At 54.6% G+C, this 18,280-nt stretch carries 14 protein-coding genes; 11 read left to right on the top strand and 3 right to left on the bottom strand.

What is annotated here, in order from left to right; all coding sequences use genetic code 11:
* Positions 1-25 precede the first annotated feature (25 nt).
* From licT to AB8809_RS15970, 3 genes are all read left to right on the top strand, one after another.
* Positions 26-862, top strand: a complete 837-nt coding sequence (gene licT / locus AB8809_RS15980) for a BglG family transcription antiterminator LicT (RefSeq protein WP_342412708.1) — start codon at positions 26-28, stop codon at positions 860-862.
* A gap of 231 nt (positions 863-1,093) precedes the next feature.
* Positions 1,094-2,155, top strand: a complete 1,062-nt coding sequence (adrA, locus tag AB8809_RS15975) for a diguanylate cyclase AdrA (protein WP_181829432.1) — start codon at positions 1,094-1,096, stop codon at positions 2,153-2,155.
* 138 nt (positions 2,156-2,293) lie between these two features.
* Positions 2,294-2,746: a hypothetical protein gene (locus tag AB8809_RS15970; protein ID WP_015839604.1), complete on the top strand. Its 453-nt coding sequence runs from the start codon at positions 2,294-2,296 to the stop codon at positions 2,744-2,746.
* Positions 2,747-2,861: 115 nt separating this feature from the next.
* Here AB8809_RS15970 and AB8809_RS15965 read toward each other — a convergent pair whose 3' ends face one another.
* From AB8809_RS15965 to AB8809_RS15955, 3 genes are all read right to left on the bottom strand, one after another.
* Entirely contained in the window at positions 2,862-3,965 is a 1,104-nt protein-coding gene (locus AB8809_RS15965; protein WP_180777284.1) for an ABC transporter substrate-binding protein, read from the bottom strand.
* A gap of 326 nt (positions 3,966-4,291) precedes the next feature.
* Positions 4,292-4,597 carry a putative quinol monooxygenase gene (locus AB8809_RS15960; protein WP_349854928.1) on the bottom strand — a complete coding sequence of 102 codons (306 nt, stop codon included), beginning with the start codon at positions 4,595-4,597 and terminating at the stop codon, positions 4,292-4,294.
* 54 nt (positions 4,598-4,651) lie between these two features.
* Entirely contained in the window at positions 4,652-5,509 is an 858-nt protein-coding gene (locus AB8809_RS15955) for a MurR/RpiR family transcriptional regulator (protein WP_015839607.1), read from the bottom strand.
* A 327-nt stretch (positions 5,510-5,836) separates the two neighbouring features.
* On the opposite strand from AB8809_RS15955, the gene AB8809_RS15950 reads away from it, so the two are divergent.
* The 8 genes from AB8809_RS15950 to iolC all read left to right on the top strand — a co-directional run bounded on the left by AB8809_RS15950 (position 5,837) and on the right by iolC (position 18,254).
* Entirely contained in the window at positions 5,837-7,348 is a 1,512-nt protein-coding gene (locus tag AB8809_RS15950) for a CoA-acylating methylmalonate-semialdehyde dehydrogenase (RefSeq protein ID WP_180777277.1), read from the top strand.
* Between the two features lie 429 nt (positions 7,349-7,777).
* A complete protein-coding gene (gene iolD / locus AB8809_RS15945; RefSeq protein ID WP_349854925.1) occupies positions 7,778-9,709 on the top strand; it encodes a 3D-(3,5/4)-trihydroxycyclohexane-1,2-dione acylhydrolase (decyclizing) in 1,932 nt (643 codons plus the stop codon).
* A gap of 757 nt (positions 9,710-10,466) precedes the next feature.
* A complete protein-coding gene (iolG, locus tag AB8809_RS15940) occupies positions 10,467-11,453 on the top strand; it encodes an inositol 2-dehydrogenase (RefSeq protein ID WP_015839610.1) in 987 nt (328 codons plus the stop codon).
* A 79-nt stretch (positions 11,454-11,532) separates the two neighbouring features.
* Positions 11,533-12,471 carry a substrate-binding domain-containing protein gene (locus AB8809_RS15935; protein ID WP_015839611.1) on the top strand — a complete coding sequence of 313 codons (939 nt, stop codon included), beginning with the start codon at positions 11,533-11,535 and terminating at the stop codon, positions 12,469-12,471.
* A gap of 66 nt (positions 12,472-12,537) precedes the next feature.
* The gene (locus AB8809_RS15930) at positions 12,538-14,085 is read left to right on the top strand and encodes a sugar ABC transporter ATP-binding protein (protein ID WP_181848284.1); all 1,548 of its coding nucleotides are present in this window, start codon (positions 12,538-12,540) and stop codon (positions 14,083-14,085) included.
* A 12-nt stretch (positions 14,086-14,097) separates the two neighbouring features.
* Positions 14,098-15,129, top strand: a complete 1,032-nt coding sequence (locus AB8809_RS15925; protein ID WP_015839613.1) for an ABC transporter permease — start codon at positions 14,098-14,100, stop codon at positions 15,127-15,129.
* A gap of 40 nt (positions 15,130-15,169) precedes the next feature.
* Complete coding sequence (locus tag AB8809_RS15920) at positions 15,170-16,303, top strand: Gfo/Idh/MocA family protein (RefSeq protein ID WP_300997587.1); 1,134 nt, start codon at positions 15,170-15,172, stop codon at positions 16,301-16,303.
* A 46-nt stretch (positions 16,304-16,349) separates the two neighbouring features.
* Positions 16,350-18,254 (top strand): 5-dehydro-2-deoxygluconokinase, encoded by a 1,905-nt coding sequence (gene iolC, locus AB8809_RS15915; protein ID WP_349854921.1) that lies wholly within the window; start codon positions 16,350-16,352, stop codon positions 18,252-18,254.
* Positions 18,255-18,280 lie beyond the last annotated feature (26 nt).

Genomic DNA, 18,280 nt, shown 5'->3' with positions numbered 1-18,280 from the left:
CCCATCAGACAGGACGGCTGATGCGATGATAATTAAAAAAATATTGAGCAATAACGCCGTGCTGGTGCTGGCAGATGACCGACGGGAAATTGTGGCGATAGGTAAAGGCGTCGGCTTTGGCAAAAAAGTGGGCGACCCTATCGATCAACAGCGTATTGAAAGCCAGTTCGTGAAGAAAAGCGACGGTATGGCGGATGTGCTGTCACAATTGCTGGCGGACATTCCACCGGACTGTCTGGCCGTAACGCAGCAAATTATTACGCTGGCGCAAAAAACGCTGCGGCTTAACGTACAGGACACGCTGTTTCTGGCACTCAGCGACCACATCAACTTTGCCATTCAACGCCATAAAAAAGGGCAGGCGATCAAGAATCTGATGCTATGGGATATTCGCCAGTTCTATCACAGTGAATTTGCCGTTGGGCTGGAGGCATTGGCGCTGATTCGCACCAGACTGGGTATCGATTTACCGGAGGATGAAGCGGGGTTTATTGCGCTGCATCTGGCAAATGCGACGAATAACAGCGATATGCAGAGCACGATGCAAAGTGCGGGCATCATTAAAGATATTTTGACCATTCTGAAATACGATCTCCATATCACGTTTGATGAGCATTCTCTCAATTATCAGCGCTTAGTTACGCATCTGAAGTTTTTTGCCCTGCGTCTGTTAAATCGGGAAACCGTGAGCCACGGCGATGATTCCATTTATCAGGGGATCACTGAAATGATGCCGCGAGCCTACGCCTGCGCGATGAAAGTGTATGACTATGTGGAAAAAAACTACGGCTGCCAACTCACCACCGATGAGATCATGTTTTTGACCATTCATATCAACCGTTTGCAACCCTCTCCCTCTTAATCATTAATTACACCGATCATTAATAACGGTAGCACCTGAGGCAATAATCGGTACGGAATGGCCGTCACGGGTAAGACCACCGCGAGTTAACATTTGTGTTACTCTGTTGGCCTTTACGGTATCGGTTCGTTATGTAACAAAATAAATTAAAAAACAGCGCACTATTGCTGACATGCTTTCAGTCATAATGTTTTTTCTCGCTATTCGTTAGTGAACCGCATGGGGGTCGTTATGTCAGCCTCACCGCCGACGTTTTTGACGGTAGATGTACGTCGCTCAGGGCTACGCTTTTCCCAGCGGGTCTATATTCCACGCATTGTCGGGACGATACTGTGTTCTCTCTTTATTGCCTCGGTGCTGATTACCAAGCCTATACCGGTGTTATTGTGGGGACTGCTCCTTCTTAACGCCTTTGCCTGGCCCCACATTGCCTACCTGTTATCCCTACGGTCGCGCGATCCTATGCGGTGCGAGAAACGTAATTTATTGTTTGATGTGGTGTTTGGTGGCATCTGGATAGGGTTTATGGGAGTGAATCTCCTGCCCAGCGCGGTGATTGCTGCGATGGTCGGGATGAACGGCACGGCCGGCGGTGGAATCAAGCTATTTGTTCAGGGCATCCTATTACAGTGCGTTGCCTGCGTATCGGTTCTTGTGCTGTTTGCGGTGCCGGTTTCACTCGATACGACACCGATACAGATTTATGCCTGTGTGCCAATGTTGCTGATCTACCCCATTTTTCTGGGTTATGTCACTTATAACACCGCGCTGAAGCTGGCGGAGCACAAACGTATGCTGATGGAAGTCAGTATCCATGACGGGATGACCAACCTCTATAACCGCCACCACTGGGAACGTTTGCTGAAACACGAGTTCGACCTTTGTCAGCGCTACAAGCGCACGGCGACGTTAGTCCTGTTTGATATCGACCATTTTAAAGCCTTTAACGATAACTTTGGGCACAACGTCGGCGATCAGGCGATACTGTTACTGGCGCGCGAGCTGACATCTGGTTTTCGTGAAACGGATGTGATTGGGCGGTTTGGCGGAGATGAATTCGCCGTTATTTTGCCGCAGACCAGCGCGGGAGAGGCGTTGGATGCCGTGAGTCGCATTCGGGAGAGTTTGTCGCTGAAGTTCCTTAACCAAACGCCGCAGTTAGCGGTGTTTGTCAGCGTCGGTATCGCAGAGATTTCGCCGGAAATGGGCCAATATATGGACTGGTTAAAGTCAGCGGATATGGCGCTCTATCGGGCAAAAAATAAAGGCCGTCGTCGAACTGAAGTTGCCTGAATACACCAGTCTACAGCCTGATACTTGAGGGCTGTGATACTATCGGGGCTCTGTTCCCTAATGGGGATTCAGGATCGTCAGTATCGATAGAAGGCGTATTTTTACAGGGCACCGAGTGCCACAAACAGGGACTGAATCATGACCATGCTACGAACTACATTGAGTGGATTGTTTATTCTGCTGATTTGCCTTTTCTCATTTGCCCGTGTGGCTGCGGCAGAAACGCCACGTCCACCTATTGCGACGCTGATCAAAGCGTATGAAGGCACTGAAGGGGCACAGGTCTGGACGCTACGCATTGGTGAGCCGGCTGACTCTACGGCGCTGGTACAAATTACCGGTATTGACCATGAGTGGAATACCAAAATCCAAAAAATGAACGTTGAAAAGCAAGCCAGTGGCACACGCTATTGGCTAGAGGTTGATCATAAAAAGTTCGTGGTGCTGATCATGAACCAGGGATATGGCGAACTCTACTTACCCGGTGAGGCGCAGCCTGTTCGCATCGGTTACAGTAAATCGCTGTCCGAACAGGGTAACCCAGAACACTTTTTGACGGATTATTTACAGCAGTCTTCCACCAGCCAATGAGTGTTGAATGCTGAACACCGAAAGTGACAAATAAGCCCTTATTGCTTTGTTGGCGATAAGGGCTTTTCTAAAACCTAGCCAGATGTGTTAGGTGCACATCCAGAGGGGGAGGTCTTTAGTGCGGTAATGCTTCTTTTGGATGCAGCCCCAGGTTACCCGGAGACGGTTCACCTTTCACTTCACCAAGATACAGACCGATCTGAGCACGGAACGATTCTACCGCCGCACGATCGCTCATGAAGTCAGCAAAAGCCTGCGGGCTGGTGTTCTTATATTCCCAGATAGGTTTATAGCCAGCGGGTGGTGCCACGTCAGTACGCACTGACCACATATACCAGACATTGCTCTGCGTTTCTTTATCCAGCAACCAGCTCAGATACAGCTTGGCGCTTTCCGGGTGTTTAGCCTGTTTGAAAATGGCTGCACGTTGGGCCCAGGAAACAAACGGATCGCTTTTAGGCAGAACGAAGCGCGAATTCGCGTTTTGATCGGGAGCCAGTGCACCGTCGGTTGAGAATGTTGCTGCTGACTTACCGCTTTCAACATCGTCTGCGGGAGCCTGTGTGCCACGAACGTAAACCGGGTTCTGTTCTTTGAATTTAGCGACATACTCCCAGCCGTATTTATCCACGACCTGCTTAAACCAGAACAGCACGGCGTCGTCATCGTTCGGATAGGTTAAGACAATGCTGCCTTTCAGATCGGGACGTAAATAGTCATTCGCTTCTGTTGGCCAGGCATTTTCGGCAATCAGTTTGGTATTGACCACGTTGCTGAACGCATCGACAAATACGCCGGTCCAACTGCCGTCTTTGTCTTTAAACGCGGGGTACACTTTGTCCCAGCCGATAGGTTTATAGTTCAGCAGCACGCCTTCTTTTTTCCAGCGTGGGTAATCCTGCAAGGTCTGAAGTTGTACGACATCCGGCACCAGCGTATTCGTTGCCAGCTGGTTATCAATACGAGCATCGTGGAATTTACTGTAATCCACAATGACGTTGAGTTTCATGCCCGGAAAGCGTTTCTCAAACGCCTGTTTGATGCCATCCTGCTGACCCGGTGTGTCACCGCCCGCGTAGACGGTCACAATACCGCCTTCCCGTAACGCGTTTTGATAAAGCTCGTTAATCGGGCGCTTATCGGCTTCTACTGCCGCATAGCTGGTCGCTGCCGTCGCCATCAGCGCCGTAAATGCGACCACCTGTTTTAGTTTAAACATCGATTCCTCCTGAATGAGAGCCGATATCTACCGATGCACTCTTTATCCTTTGCGGCTGTTGCCAGAATAAGAAGGCATAAGCAGAATCATTAGAATGATTATCAAATTATTTAATTTGTTTGATATTCATTTTCCTGCTGACTGAACCGTTAAATCGCCAGTTGCCAGAAGGTTTTTGTATGTTATCCGGTTGTGAATAATGTGAAATCAGAAAAAATTGAGATTTTAATTCAAAAAAAATGAATTAAAAATTGGCGTCAACGAAAGCAAAATAACGAGGAATTACGACGATATTTAGGCCGCCAGGCGACCTAAAATCGGATGGGTTAAAGCGAGGTGGTCGTGCCGTCAAAGGGATCCATCAGCAGGAAAGTGCACTCGGCGCGCTGGTGGCTATTGATCATCGGCACCAGCCGCTGGAAGTGCTCGGTCTGGCAGTGAATATCCAGTGCGGCTCTATCCGGCCAGGTTTCGATAAAGGTGAAATGCCCCGGATCTTTCTGATTGATAAAAAGCTCATAGGAGATGCACAGCGTTTCCTGTCGGGTTTTCTCTACTAATTCGCGGTACAGCGGCATAACGATTTCGATGCACTCAGGCTTAATAAAGTCCTGTGCGATGACTTTAAGCATAAAACGGCTCTCCCTACATGGTTGTCCTGTTGATTAAACGGTTCTGGCTACTGGCTAGCCGCGCTGCTGTTTTTCACTCTGTTCTGCGCCGTTTCCCTGTCGGTATGCCAGCGATACCATCAGCGATTGCACCAGACACAGCGTGGCGGACTGTGAACGGAACGCATCAACCTGCGCTTCCTTCACCACAAAGCAGACATCGCTGAGCGTCGCCAGCGGGCTGATCTGGCTGTCGGTAATGACGATTTGCCGCGCTCCGGCCTTCGCGGCCATCTCACTGACCATCACGGTTTCCTGTGAATAAGGCGAGAAGCTGATGGAAACCACCACATCGCGAGCACTGACACGGCTGAGCTGTTCACGAAACATGCCGCCCAGACCGTTGACCAGAATAGGACTGCTTTCCAGATGGCTAAGCGCATAGGTGAGGTAAGTGGCGACGCTGAACGAGCGCCGCAGCCCGACGATATAGATGGTATCCGCCTGTGCCAGCAGATCGACGGCTTTTTGCAGATCCTCTTGCGGAGTGCGTGCCGCGAGCTGCTGCATCGCCTGCGCGTTTGAGCGGGCAAACTCATGCAGAATATCCAGCGGCGTTTCTGGCACGGCATCAGCTTCCATCGCCCGAAACAGCCGCGCCCGGTCGGTATAGCTGGCCGTTTCTTCCACCAGGTTCATACGGAACAGCTGTTTCATTTCGTTGAAGCCGCTGAAATCAAAGGCGTTGGCGAAGCGAATCAGAGTTGAGGGGGGAACGTCAGCGCGTTCGGCGATCACCGCGACGGTATCGAAAGCGATGCTGTTGGTATTATCCAGCACATAATGCGCCACCTGCTGTAACCGCTTACTGAGCGAATCATAACGCTCGCGGATCTGTTCCTGTAATTCTCTCAGGCTGGTTGCCATGGGCATATCGGGTTATCTCCCAAAGACGTATAAGAACCTATCCCATTAGCGCGATTTCATGACTGGCGCCTGAAACGGAACAGAAAATTCATTTCTGGATGCGGCTGTTTTATCTGTACGACATTTCCGGCGGCACACCTTTTATCGATACGGCTATTTTCAGAGGCTGCTCACCTGTCTTTATGGACAGCTGCTTTCAAGTTTACCTAAAAATTCGCAGCGGATCACAATAATCAACATTTATTTTATTTTTACGTTAAATGGAATATTCATTTCATATACTGTAATCCGATATCAGCCGTTTGTCTCCTCAAAACCCACAAAGGTGTAAACATGGAAACCGTATCTAACTTCATTCAGGGGGCGATTGCCTCCAGCAACAGCCAACGCTACGCCGCGGTGTATAACCCCGCGACGGGCGAGCAGATTCGCCAGGTTGTGATGTCTGATAAGGCGGAAGTCGAGCAGGCAATTGCCAGTGCGGCGGCGGCATTCCCTGCGTGGTCAAAACACTCTCCGCTGCGTCGCGCGCGCGTGCTGTTTCGCTTCAAAGCGCTACTGGAAGAACGAATGGATACGCTGGCTCGGCTGATTTCACAGGAGCATGGCAAGGTGTATTCCGATGCCGTGGGAGAGGTGACGCGCGGTCTGGAAGTCGTTGAATTTGCCTGTGGTATTCCGCATCTGCAAAAAGGCGAACACTCGGCGAATGTCGGCACCGGTGTGGATAGCCATTCACTCATGCAGCCACTTGGCGTGTGTGTCGGGATTACGCCGTTCAACTTCCCGGCGATGGTGCCGATGTGGATGTTCCCGATTGCGCTGGCGACCGGCAATACCTTTGTGTTGAAACCCTCTGAAAAAGATCCGTCGCTCTCGCTGCTGCTGGCACAACTGCTGAAAGAAGCGGGCCTGCCGGACGGCGTGTTTAACGTCGTTCAGGGGGATAAAGAAGCGGTGGACGTCCTGCTGACCGACCCGCGTGTGCAGGCGGTGAGCTTTGTGGGATCGACGCCGGTGGCGGAATACATTTATCAGACGGCATCGGCGCACGGCAAACGCTGTCAGGCGCTGGGCGGGGCGAAAAACCACTGCATCCTGATGCCGGATGCCGACATGGACATGGCGGCCAGCGCGATTATGGGTGCGGCGTTTGGCGCCGCGGGCGAACGCTGCATGGCGCTGTCGGTGGTAGTCGCTGTTGGCGATGACACGGCGGAAGCGCTGAATCAGCGCCTGAACGCACAGATCAACGCGATGCGTGTCGGACCGGGGCTGGTGGACGGGCAGGAAAATGAGATGGGACCGGTGATCAGCGCGCCGCACCGGGCGAAGATTGCCGACTATATTCAAAGTGGCGTCGATCAGGGCGCGACGCTGCGTATCGATGGCCGCACGCTATCTGTTCAAGGGCATCAGCAAGGCTACTTTATTGGGCCGACGTTGTTCGATAACGTCACGCCAGAGATGAAGATCTATCAGGAAGAAATTTTTGGTCCGGTACTGTCCGTGGTGCGCGTGCCGGATTACCAGACGGCGGTAACGCTGATTAACAACCATGAATACGGTAACGGTACGGCTATTTTTACCCGTGATGGTGAAACGGCGCGTCAGTTCTGCGAAGAAGTGCAGGCCGGCATGGTAGGCGTGAACGTCCCGATTCCGGTACCGATGGCATTCCACAGCTTCGGCGGCTGGAAACGCTCCATTTTTGGGCCGCTGAATGTCCACGGCAACGACGGCGTACGCTTCTACACCCGAATGAAAACCGTCACCAGCCGCTGGCCCGCCAGCGTCCGTCTGGAACACCACGCCAGCAGCTTCATCATGCCCACGCTAGAGTGAGGATTTGACCTATAACGTGTGGTGAAAATAGTGCACCGGTTTTGCTCTGCTGGCGTCAAAAATTATGCTGAGGTAGGTGCACCGCCGAAGGAGCGACAGGGATGTCGCGAAAGCCAGTGCCGCGGATGACAAAAACGTCAATGACGTTTTTGAACAGCACTTGTGCTGGCCCGCAGGGCGAGCCCCGTTTATGGGGCGAGTAATCGCGTCACTGGCGGTTCGGATGACGGTGACACATACCGAAGGGCCCGCGTAGCGGCATAATTTATCGCCATAAGCCTGGGTTCTCAGGGCGGCGGCGATTGAGCGCCCTGAGTCGGGCGCGTGCTGCAACGTAGCATAAGAATGGCTAAATTTTCGCGCACGAAATGCTCGCTGAATATACATATTTCATTATAGAAATCAGATCCTTATTTAAGGAGTAGATCAATGGATACGTGTCGCATCACCATGGCGCAAGCGCTGGTCCGTTTTCTCAACCAGCAATACATCAGCGTAGACGGTGAAGAATCCCCTTTTGTGCAGGGCGTCATGACCATTTTTGGTCACGGTAATGTGTTGGGCATCGGTCAGGCGCTGGAGCAGGAGGCGAACCGCCTCACTGTGCATCAAGGGTGCAACGAACAGGGAATGGCGCACATCGCCGTTGGGTTCGCTAAACAGCACAAGCGGCGGAAAATTTATGCGGTGACCTCGTCGGTGGGGCCGGGGGCGGCAAATATGGTGACCGCCGCGGCGACCGCGACCGCCAACCGTATTCCGGTGCTGCTGTTGCCCGGCGATCTCTTCGCCTGCCGCCAGCCGGATCCGGTGTTGCAGCAGGTCGAGCAATATCACGATCTGTCGATCAGCACCAATGACTGCTTTAAACCGGTTTCTCGCTACTGGGATCGCATTAATCGCCCTGAGCAACTGATGAGTGCGCTGATTAACGCCATGCGCGTGCTGACCGATCCGGCCGATACCGGCGCGGTAACGCTGTGTTTACCGCAGGATGTGCAGGCGGAAGTCTGGGATTATCCGACATCGTTCTTCCGCAAGCGTGTCCATCACCTCGAACGTCGCCCGCCAGATGCGGCACGGCTGGAGGAAGCGGCAGCGCTGATTGCCAGAAAGCGCCGCCCGATGCTGATTTGCGGCGGTGGCGTTCGTTATTCCGGCGCACATGATGCGCTGGCTCAGTTTGCCGAGCAGTTTGCGATTCCGTTTGGTGAAACGCAGGCGGGCAAAGGTGTGATTGTTTCCTCACATCCGCTGAACTGCGGTGGTATCGGTGTGACCGGCGGGCTGGCGGCGAATCGGCTGGCGCAAGAAGCGGATCTGGTGATTGGCGTCGGGACGCGTTTAACCGATTTTACCACCGGTTCCAAGTCGCTGTTTCAGAACCCGAACGTAGAATTTTTACTGCTTAACGTTGCCGAATTTGATGCGCTAAAACTGGATGCGCTGCCCCTGATTGCCGACGCGCGCGTCGGGCTACAAGCGCTGGCCGAACGGCTGGCGACGGCGTCCTATCGTAGCGGCTGGCAGCAGGCTGTCGAACAGGCGCGTGCGGAATGGGAACGCGAGCTACAGCGGCTGTTTACCGTGCAGGATAAAGGTGAACTGGTGCCGGAAGTGGTGGATGGTCTGGAAGACAAGCTGGATGAATATCGCCAGACGTTGAATACCCACCTGACGCAAACGCGCGTACTGGGGATCCTGAATGATGAACTGGAGGATAACGCGGTTGTCGTTGGCGCGGCAGGGTCGTTACCGGGCGATCTACAGCGCGTGTGGCAGGTGAAAACGCCGGACAGCTATCATCTGGAATATGGTTACTCCTGCATGGGGTACGAGATTGCGGCGGCAATTGGCGCGCGGCTTGCGGTGCCGCAACAGCCCGTCTATGCGATGGTTGGTGACGGCTCCTACTTGATGCTCCACACCGAACTGCAAACGGCGGTACAGGAAGGCATTAAAATCACCGTGCTGCTGTTCGACAACGCGGGCTTCGGCTGTATCAACAACCTGCAAATGAGTCAGGGAATGGGGAGCTTCTGTACGGAAAACCGCTACCGCGATGCGGAATCGGGGCAGCTGCGCGGTGCACTTATTCCGGTCGATTTCGCCAAGAACGCGGAAAGCTACGGCTGTAAAGCGTGGCGAGTGCATGACGAAGCCTCGCTTAGACAGGCGCTGGTGGAATCACGCCAGCATACAGGACCGGTGCTGCTTGATATCAAAGTGCTGCCGAAGACCATGACGCACGGCTATGAATCCTGGTGGCGCACTGGCACGGCGCAGGTTGCGGATAATCCAGAGATTGAGACGGCAGCCAATAACGTGAAAGCTGCGCTCTCCCGCGCACGGCAATATTAGGTGATCTCCCCTTAGTGGCTATTTCTGAGTCACAAATAATGTCGGGATGTAAGTGGGATTTGGGTGTTATTCGGCGTAAAAATTATGCAGCGGTGGGCGTGAGCATCGAGTGAGCGGCATGGATGCCGCGAAAGCCAGTGCCGCGTAGGGAACGCGTCACTGGCGGCTCGAATCGTGCTCATGAACACCGATGGCATCGCGCAGCGACATAATTTAGCCGAAAGCCAGGGTTCACAGGGCGACGGCAACTGAGCCGCCCTGTGTCGGGCGCGTGCTACGAGGTGGCATGGAATGTCTTTATTGTAGCGCACGAAATGGTCTCTGAATCTGAATAAAATGTGATGAAGAGACAGTCTGTGCAGATGAAGTGTGCGATCTGTAGTGTTGCCTAATCCTCCCTTATATTCCTGAACCAATCTGAAATATTCATTTCATTTTCAAACCACGGTTTCATTTTTCCCTCCCTTTTACGCCAGCGCCTAACCGATCCCCTGATAGGCATGTATACCCCCACAAACGTTCTCAGATGATGTGTGATTGGGGTTGCAGAAAACAGCGAAGATGTCATGAAAATGTTAACTGACACGCAAAAACATAATTTTCAATTTATACAAAACTGAAATAAATGTTTTATTTTAGCTATCAGGATTTGTGGTAAAAAGCGGGTGATGGGGCTGGGGGAAGAATGCGACTAGCCGTTATCCCGTCACTTTTTCAGTCTGGCATTAAACGCCACTCAGGCAGCAAGGGAGCATCTATGTTTAACATCGCTTTACTGGGCGCAGGCCGTATCGGCCAGGTCCATGCAGTGAACATCGCGGCACACAAAGAAACCAATCTGTACGCGGTCGTCGATCCCAACCCAACCAATGCCGCGACGCTGGCCGAACGCTACCATACCAAAGTGCAAACCGTGGATGAAGTCATGAACGATCCGGCGGTGCACGCCGTCCTGATTGCCTCTGCGACCGACACGCACGCCGACTTGATTGAACTGGCTGCCAAACATGGCAAAGCCATTTTCTGCGAAAAACCCGTGCATCTGGATATTGCCCGCGTTCGCGATTGCCTGACCGTCGTCAAGCAGCAGAACGTGCCGCTGTTTGTCGGGTTTAACCGCCGCTATGACCCGCAATTCCGCCGCGTCAAAACGCTGGCTGGTGAGGGGCGCATCGGAAAACCAGAATCCCTGCTGATTATCTCCCGCGATCCGTCGCCGCCGCCTGCTGAATATGTTCGCGTTTCCGGTGGTATGTTCCGCGACATGACGATCCATGATTTCGATATGGCGCGCTTCATTATGGGCGAGGAGCCGGTGTCAGTCTTTGCACAAGGCAGCAATCTGGTCGATCCGGCCATTGGTGAGGCGGGTGACATTGATACCGCATTTATCGTGCTGAAATTTGCTTCTGGCGCGATGGCGACCATCGTCAACAGCCGCCGCTCCGGCTACGGCTACGATCAACGTCTCGAACTGCATGGTGCGAAAGGTGTGCTCAGCGCGGGCAATATCCGCGAAAACGTGGTCGAGCAGTGGACCGACGACGGCTGTCTGGCGGCGAAACCCGAATATTTCTTCCTGCAACGCTATCACGCGGCGTACGCGGCAGAGTGGCAGCACTTTGTCGATGTACTGAATGGCCGCACCCAGCCGGAGTGCTCCGGTCTGGATGGTGAGCGTGCGTTGAATCTGGCGGATAAAGCCTTCGAATCCCTGGCTCAAGGCAAGGAGGTCGCCGTGTAACCGTACGGCACTCCGCGTTTTACCTGCTTTCAACCCTACACCCCTACCTATAACAGAAGCAGATGAAGAGAAAAGAGATATGAAAAAGATCATCAGCGTTTCCGCAATCGCCATCGCACTGGGTCTGTCTGGTCTTGCTCAGGCCCAAAATGAACAAATCGTTTTCAGTACGCCGAATCTCGCTATGCCGTTTGAAGTTCATATGCAGCGCACCGCAGTTAAAGCCGCCAAAGAACTGGGCGTGAATTTGCAGGTACTGGATGGGCAGGGTAGCTCGCCGAAGCAGGCCGCCGATTTGGAAAATGCCATCACGCGTGGCGCACTCGGCTTCGTGGTGTCACCGAATGATGTTAACGCGGTTTCCAGCGCAGTGACCGAAATTCAGGATGCCAAGTTACCAGTCGTGACGCTGGATCGTTCGGTGAAAACGGAAAAAGCCGTGCCGCATTTTGGGGCGAATAACTACAAAGGTGGTCAGGCGATTGCCGACTATGTCAAAACCAAATTCCCGAATGGCGCAGAGATTATTCTGCTAACCGGCCAGCCGGGCTCTTCTTCTAATATCGAGCGGACGCAGGGGATTCGTGACAGCCTGAAAGCGGGCGGCAGCAAGTACCGCATTGTGGCCGATCAGACGGGGAACTGGATGCGTTCCGAAGGGATGCGCATCGTAGAAAGTGTCCTGCCGTCGTTACCTAAACGCCCACAGGTGATCCTCTCTGCGAATGACGACATGGCGCTGGGCGCGATTGAAGCGTTACAGGGGCAAGGTCTGAAACCTGGCGAGGTAATGGTAACCGGTTTTGATGCTGTGCCAGAAGCACTGGCTCGTGTACGTGACGGCTGGCTGGCTGTTACCGCCGATCAGCGTCCGGGCTACGCTGTGACCACCGCGTTGACGCAATTGACCAATAACATCCGCAGCAAAGCGCCGATCACCGGGGCAGACTACCAACCGACCATGATTACCAAAGATAACCTGAACGATGCCGAACGCATTGGCGAAGCGGGTAAATAAATCGTTCTCTACATAAAAGGTATTCAGCAGGCCGCGTTCGCGCGGCCTTGCGGGAGGAAGGTAAACATGACGGAACCCCTACTGAAGATTACCAATCTGGCAAAGAGCTTCTCCGGCGTGTGGGCGCTGAGCAACGCACAGCTGACCGTACAGCCGGGAGAGATTCATGCGTTATTGGGCGAAAACGGCGCGGGTAAATCGACGCTATTGAAGGCGCTGGCTGGGGCGCAACCGCAAACCAGCGGCGACATCTGGTTTGGCGGCGAAAAGCTGTTACCGCTTGAATCGCCGGTTGAGCGCCAAAAGCGGGGGATTATCACCATTTATCAGGAATTTAACCTGCTGCCCAATATGAGTGTGGCAGAGAACATGTTCCTGGGGCGTGAGCCGCAGCGCAGCGGCGTATTTGTGGATGCTCTGGCAGTCAATCGTGAGGCGAAAGCGGTACTGGATTATCTGAAATTGAACATTGCGCCGACGACGCAGGTGGCACGTTTGAGCGTGGCGCAGCAGCAGATGGTGGAAATCGCCAGAGCGCTGACATTGAACGCCAAGCTGATTGTGATGGATGAGCCGTCGGCGGCGTTGAGCGACAGTGAAGTCGACAGCCTGCACCGCGTGGTGCGCGAGCTTAAAGGACGCGGCGTGAGCGTGGTGTATGTCACGCACCGGCTGCACGAAGTCTTCCAATTGTGCGATCGGTTTACCGTGTTTCAGGACGGCCGCTACACCGGTTCCGGCGACGTCGCCAGCACGAATGTGCAGGAGATTATTCGACTGATGGTCGGTCGCGATGTGGTGTTTAATCGCCGTCCGCCTTCAGAAACGCATCATCAGGATAAGCCGGTACGTCTGGCGGTGAAGGGCTTAAGCCGGGAAAAACCACCGCTGGATGCGCACGGCATCGCGCTAAAAGACATCAATTTCCAGGTACATGCGGGCGAAGTGCTCGGGATCGCCGGACTGGTGGGCGCAGGCCGTACGGAAATTGCACGTTGTCTGTTTGGTGCCGACGCGTTCTCAACCGGTGAGTTTGTGCTGGATGGCACCCCTTACCATCCGTCTACGCCGCTGCATGCGCTGTCCCAAGGCATCGCACTGGTGCCGGAAGACCGTAAGAAAGAAGGCGCGGTATTGGGATTATCGATCAGGGAAAACATTTCACTCTCCAACCTCTCATCGCTCATGCGCTGGCGCTGGTTTGTGAACACCCGTAAGGAAGACGATCTGATTGAAGCTTACCGTCAGGCGCTGCACATCAAGATGGTGAACAGCGAGCAGGAGGTACGCAAACTGTCGGGTGGCAACCAGCAAAAGGTGATTCTTGCTCGCTGTATGGCGCTGAATCCCAAGGTATTGATTGTGGATGAGCCCACGCGCGGCATCGATGTCGGCACCAAGTCCGAAGTGCATCAGGTGCTGTTCGATATGGCGAAACGGGGCGTCGCCGTGATTGTGATTTCCTCCGACCTGCCGGAAATCATGGCGATTTCCGACCGCATCATCACGCTCAGCGAAGGGCGAATTAGCGGGGAAATTCATGGCGATGACGCCACAGAAGAAAAACTGATGACGATGATGGCCATTTGCCACGACGCATTACACGCAGCATAACGGAGGTGACGCATGTCCCAGCAGCCGCTTTCTAAGAGCATTACGCCGTCCAATCCGCGCGGACGTTTTGATCCGATTGCTTTTTTCGAACGCTTCGGCGTGTTTATTTTCATGATTTTGCTGCTGATCTTCTTTCAGTCGCAAAACAGTAACTTTTTGTCCGAACGCAACATCACCAACATCCTGACCGAAGTTTCCATCTACGGCATCATGGCGGTAGGGATGACGTTCGTCATTCTGACCGCCGGGATCGACCTGTCCGTCGGCTCAATTCTGGCAGTGTGTGCCATCACCGCCGCTTCGGTAATTAAAGGCGACAACTTCACCACCGTTGATCCTGATGCTTGGTTCGGCTTGAGCTGGCTGGTTGCGTTGGGCATCTGTCTGGCAATGGGTACCTTCATTGGTTTCCTGCATGGTTTAGGGGTAACCAAACTGCGTCTGCCGCCGTTTATCGTTACGCTGGGCGGGATGACGATCTGGCGCGGGTTAACGCTGGTGATGAACGACGGCGCGCCGATTGCTGGTTTTGACCCCGGCTATCGCTGGTGGGGGCGGGGCGAGATTCTCGGTATTTCGGTGCCGATCTGGATCTTCGCGCTGGTCGCCTTGCTGGGCTATCTGGCGCTGCATAAAACCCGTTGGGGCCGCTTCGTCTACGCCATTGGCGGCAACACCGAAGCTGCGCGTCTGGCTGGGGTGAATGTGCAGCGAGTGCTGGTCAGCGTTTACGTCGTGATTGGCTGTCTGGCTGGTCTGGCGGGCTTTATTCTCAGCGCCCGTCTCGGCAGCGCAGAAGCGGTCGCGGGGATCACCTTCGAGCTGCGCGTCATCGCCTCGGTGGTCATCGGCGGCACCTCGCTGATGGGCGGCTACGGCCGGATCAGCGGCACCATTATCGGCTCGATCATCATGGGGATCCTGATTAACGGACTGGTGTTGATGAACGTATCGGCCTACTACCAACAGATCATCACCGGGTTAATTATCGTGCTGGCCGTGGCGTTCGACACCTATGCCAAGAGCCGTCGCGGCGCTATCTGAGCCGCACCCGTACCGATTCTTTTTTTGCACCGAGGTGGATATGAAGGATGTACGCATTGGGTTAATCGGCACCGGCTATATCGGCCGTGCACATGCCATCGCTTACGCGCAGGCGCCGACGGTCTTCCCGCTGAAAGGCAACCTGGTGAAGGCGATGTTGGCAGAAGTGTCGCCGGAGCTGGCGGCCAAACGGGCGCAGGAGTTCGGTTTTCAGCGCTCAACGGGGGACTGGCGTGCGCTGGTGGCGGATCCAGACATTGACGTGGTGGATATCTGCGCGCCGAACTTTCTGCATAAGACGATGGCGATGGCGGCTATCCAGCACGGCAAGCACGTTTACTCGGAAAAGCCGCTGGCGCTGAACGCACGTGATGCCAGAGAAATGGTTGATGCCGCGCAGCGGGCGGGCGTGAAAACGCTGGTGGGTTTCAACTACATGAAGAACCCGACCTCACAGTTGGCCAAAGAGATTATCGCCAGCGGCGAGATTGGTGAGGTGGTGCATTTTTACGGCACGCATAACGAGGATTATCTGGCCGATCCGAACAAGCCGGCGGATTGGCACTGTTTCAAAGAAACCGCCGGGCTGGGGGCGCTGGGGGATCTGGCCGCGCATATCGTCAATATGGCGCAGTATCTGGTGGGGGATATCGCCAGCGTCTGCGGCGATCTGCAAACCGTGATTGCACAGCGCCCGACGGCACCGGGTAGCAGCGAATTAGTACAGGTCGAAAATGAAGATCAGGCGCATGCGATGGTGCGTTTTGCCAACGGTGCGCGCGGCGTGATTGAAACCTCGCGTATCGCCTGCGGCCGCAAAATGGGGCTGACCTACGTGGTGACCGGTACGAAAGGCACGCTGAGTTTCACACAGGAACGGATGGCGGAGCTGAAGCTCTATCGGCATGACGAACCAGAGAACCGGCAGGGATTCAAAACGCTGCTGACCGGACCGCAGCACCCTGACTATGCGGCCTTCTGCGCCAGTGCCGGACACGGTATTGGGTTTAACGATCAGAAAACGGTGGAGGTGCGCGATCTGATCGACGGTATTGCGGCTGACGTCCCGATGTGGCCGGATTTCGAAGAGGGCTGGAAAGTCTCGCGAGTTCTGGATGCGATCGTGCTGTCACACGAAACGGCGCGCTGGGTGAACGTGGACGACGTGGGCTAATACGCCAACTGATGTGATTTCTTCTTTTTTTACAGGATTGGCTGCTATGAGTAAGGAAAAGACGTTTGATGTGATTTGCATGGGGCGCGTTGCTGTCGATCTGTACGGGCAGCAAATCGGCGCGCGTCTGGAAGATATGGGCAGCTTTGCCAAGTATCTGGGCGGATCGTCCGGCAACGTGGCTTACGGCACGGCGCGACAGGGGCTGCGTTCTTCTATGCTGGCGCGGGTGGGCGATGAGCATATGGGGCGCTTCCTGCGTGAAGAGTTGAATCAGGTTGGCTGTGACACCAGCCATTTAATTACCGATAAGGAACGTCTGACGGCGCTGGTGCTGTTGGGCATCAAAGATCGCGATACCTTTCCGCTGATTTTCTACCGCGATAACTGTGCCGATATGGCGATTTCGCCAGAGGATTTCACCGAGGATTACATCGCATCGTCACGCTGTCTGGCGATTACCGGCACGCATCTCTCTCATCCTAATACGCGCGAAGCGGTGCTGACGGCGCTGCAATATGCGCGGCGTAACGGGGTGAAGACGGTGTTGGACATTGACTATCGTCCGGTGCTGTGGGGACTGACGTCGTTGGGCGACGGTGAAACCCGCTTTGTCGAAGCGCAGGCGGTTACGGAGCAGTTGCAGCAGGTGCTGTCGCTGTTCGACGTGATTGTCGGCACCGAGGAGGAGTTCCACATTGCGGGCGGCAGTACGAATACCTTGCAGGCGCTGCGTACGGTACGCCAGCACACGCAGGCTGAACTGGTGTGTAAGCGTGGAGCATTGGGCTGCTCAGTATTTAGTGACGCTATCCCTGACCATTTGGATAAAGGCATCACGATCAAAGGCGTGCGCGTGGATGTGCTGAACGTGCTGGGCGCGGGCGATGCGTTTATGTCTGGCCTGCTACGTGGCTATCTTAACGGCGAAGGCTGGGAGAAAGCCTGTGCGTACGCCAATGCCTGCGGCGCACTGGTGGTGTCGCGCCACGGCTGTGCGCCAGCTATGCCAAGCAAGATCGAACTGGATAACTATCTGGCGCGCGCGGCGAGCGTCCCACGCCCCGATCTTGACGAAGAACTTAACCATCTGCACCGCGTCACCACACGTCGTAAACAGTGGCATGAGCTGTGCGTGATTGCGTTCGATCACCGCAGCCAGTTGGAAGACATGGCGCTGAACTGCGGCACGGAAATTAACCGTATTCCGGCGCTGAAGAAGCTGATTCTGCGTGCCAGCTATGAGGCGGCACAACAGGCAGGGCTGGACGGCAAAGCGGGTCTGCTGTGCGACGGTACGTTCGGACAGGATGCGCTGAATGACATCACCGGAAAAGGTTGGTGGATCGGCCGGCCGATTGAGCTACCGGGATCGCGTCCGTTAATGATGGAGCGCGGCAATATCGGTTCACAGCTGGTGAGCTGGCCGCTAGAACACGTAGTGAAATGTCTGGTGTTCTTCCACCCGGAAGACGCTCACGCGCTGCGGCGCGAGCAGGAAATGAAGGTGATGGAGGTCTATCAGGCCTGCCGCCAATCCGGCCATGAACTGCTGCTTGAAGTCATTCTGCCAGCGGGGATGCCGCACAGCGATGCGCTTTACCTGCGGGCCATTCAACGCTTCTACAACCTCGGCGTGCGCCCCGACTGGTGGAAACTGCCACCGCTGTCCTCCGAAGGCTGGGAACAGCTTACGCCGCTGCTGGCGCAGCGCGATCCCTACTGTCGGGGCGTGGTGATTCTGGGGCTGGATGCGCCGTTGGAAACGCTGCAACAGGGTTTCAGCGCCGCCGTCGGTTTCCCGATTGTGAAAGGTTTTGCCGTCGGTCGCACCCTGTTTGCCCAGCCTGCACAGAAGTGGCTGCGTAACGAGATCGACGACGCCGAATTGATTGAGCAAGTTAAGCATAACTACCTGCAACTGATCGCCGTCTGGCGGCAGCGCGGTTAACCCATTTTTATATGATCGAATAAAGG

The sequence above is a fragment of the Pectobacterium aroidearum genome, from assembly GCF_041228105.1.
Classification (GTDB): Bacteria; Pseudomonadota; Gammaproteobacteria; order Enterobacterales; family Enterobacteriaceae; genus Pectobacterium; species Pectobacterium aroidearum.
Note: the sequence above shows the minus strand (reverse complement) of the source record. Positions and strands in the feature narration are given on the sequence as shown.

Coding starts and splice junctions, on each gene's coding strand:
- AB8809_RS15925 (WP_015839613.1), top strand. CDS start 14,098: ATGTCCCAGCAGCCGCTTTCTAAGAGCATTACGCCGTCCAATCCGCGC.
- licT (WP_342412708.1), top strand. CDS start 26: ATGATAATTAAAAAAATATTGAGCAATAACGCCGTGCTGGTGCTGGCA.
- AB8809_RS15950 (WP_180777277.1), top strand. CDS start 5,837: ATGGAAACCGTATCTAACTTCATTCAGGGGGCGATTGCCTCCAGCAAC.
- AB8809_RS15965 (WP_180777284.1), bottom strand. CDS start 3,965: ATGTTTAAACTAAAACAGGTGGTCGCATTTACGGCGCTGATGGCGACG.
- AB8809_RS15970 (WP_015839604.1), top strand. CDS start 2,294: ATGACCATGCTACGAACTACATTGAGTGGATTGTTTATTCTGCTGATT.
- AB8809_RS15935 (WP_015839611.1), top strand. CDS start 11,533: ATGAAAAAGATCATCAGCGTTTCCGCAATCGCCATCGCACTGGGTCTG.
- iolG (WP_015839610.1), top strand. CDS start 10,467: ATGTTTAACATCGCTTTACTGGGCGCAGGCCGTATCGGCCAGGTCCAT.
- iolD (WP_349854925.1), top strand. CDS start 7,778: ATGGATACGTGTCGCATCACCATGGCGCAAGCGCTGGTCCGTTTTCTC.
- iolC (WP_349854921.1), top strand. CDS start 16,350: ATGAGTAAGGAAAAGACGTTTGATGTGATTTGCATGGGGCGCGTTGCT.
- AB8809_RS15930 (WP_181848284.1), top strand. CDS start 12,538: ATGACGGAACCCCTACTGAAGATTACCAATCTGGCAAAGAGCTTCTCC.
- AB8809_RS15960 (WP_349854928.1), bottom strand. CDS start 4,597: ATGCTTAAAGTCATCGCACAGGACTTTATTAAGCCTGAGTGCATCGAA.
- AB8809_RS15920 (WP_300997587.1), top strand. CDS start 15,170: ATGAAGGATGTACGCATTGGGTTAATCGGCACCGGCTATATCGGCCGT.
- AB8809_RS15955 (WP_015839607.1), bottom strand. CDS start 5,509: ATGCCCATGGCAACCAGCCTGAGAGAATTACAGGAACAGATCCGCGAG.
- adrA (WP_181829432.1), top strand. CDS start 1,094: ATGTCAGCCTCACCGCCGACGTTTTTGACGGTAGATGTACGTCGCTCA.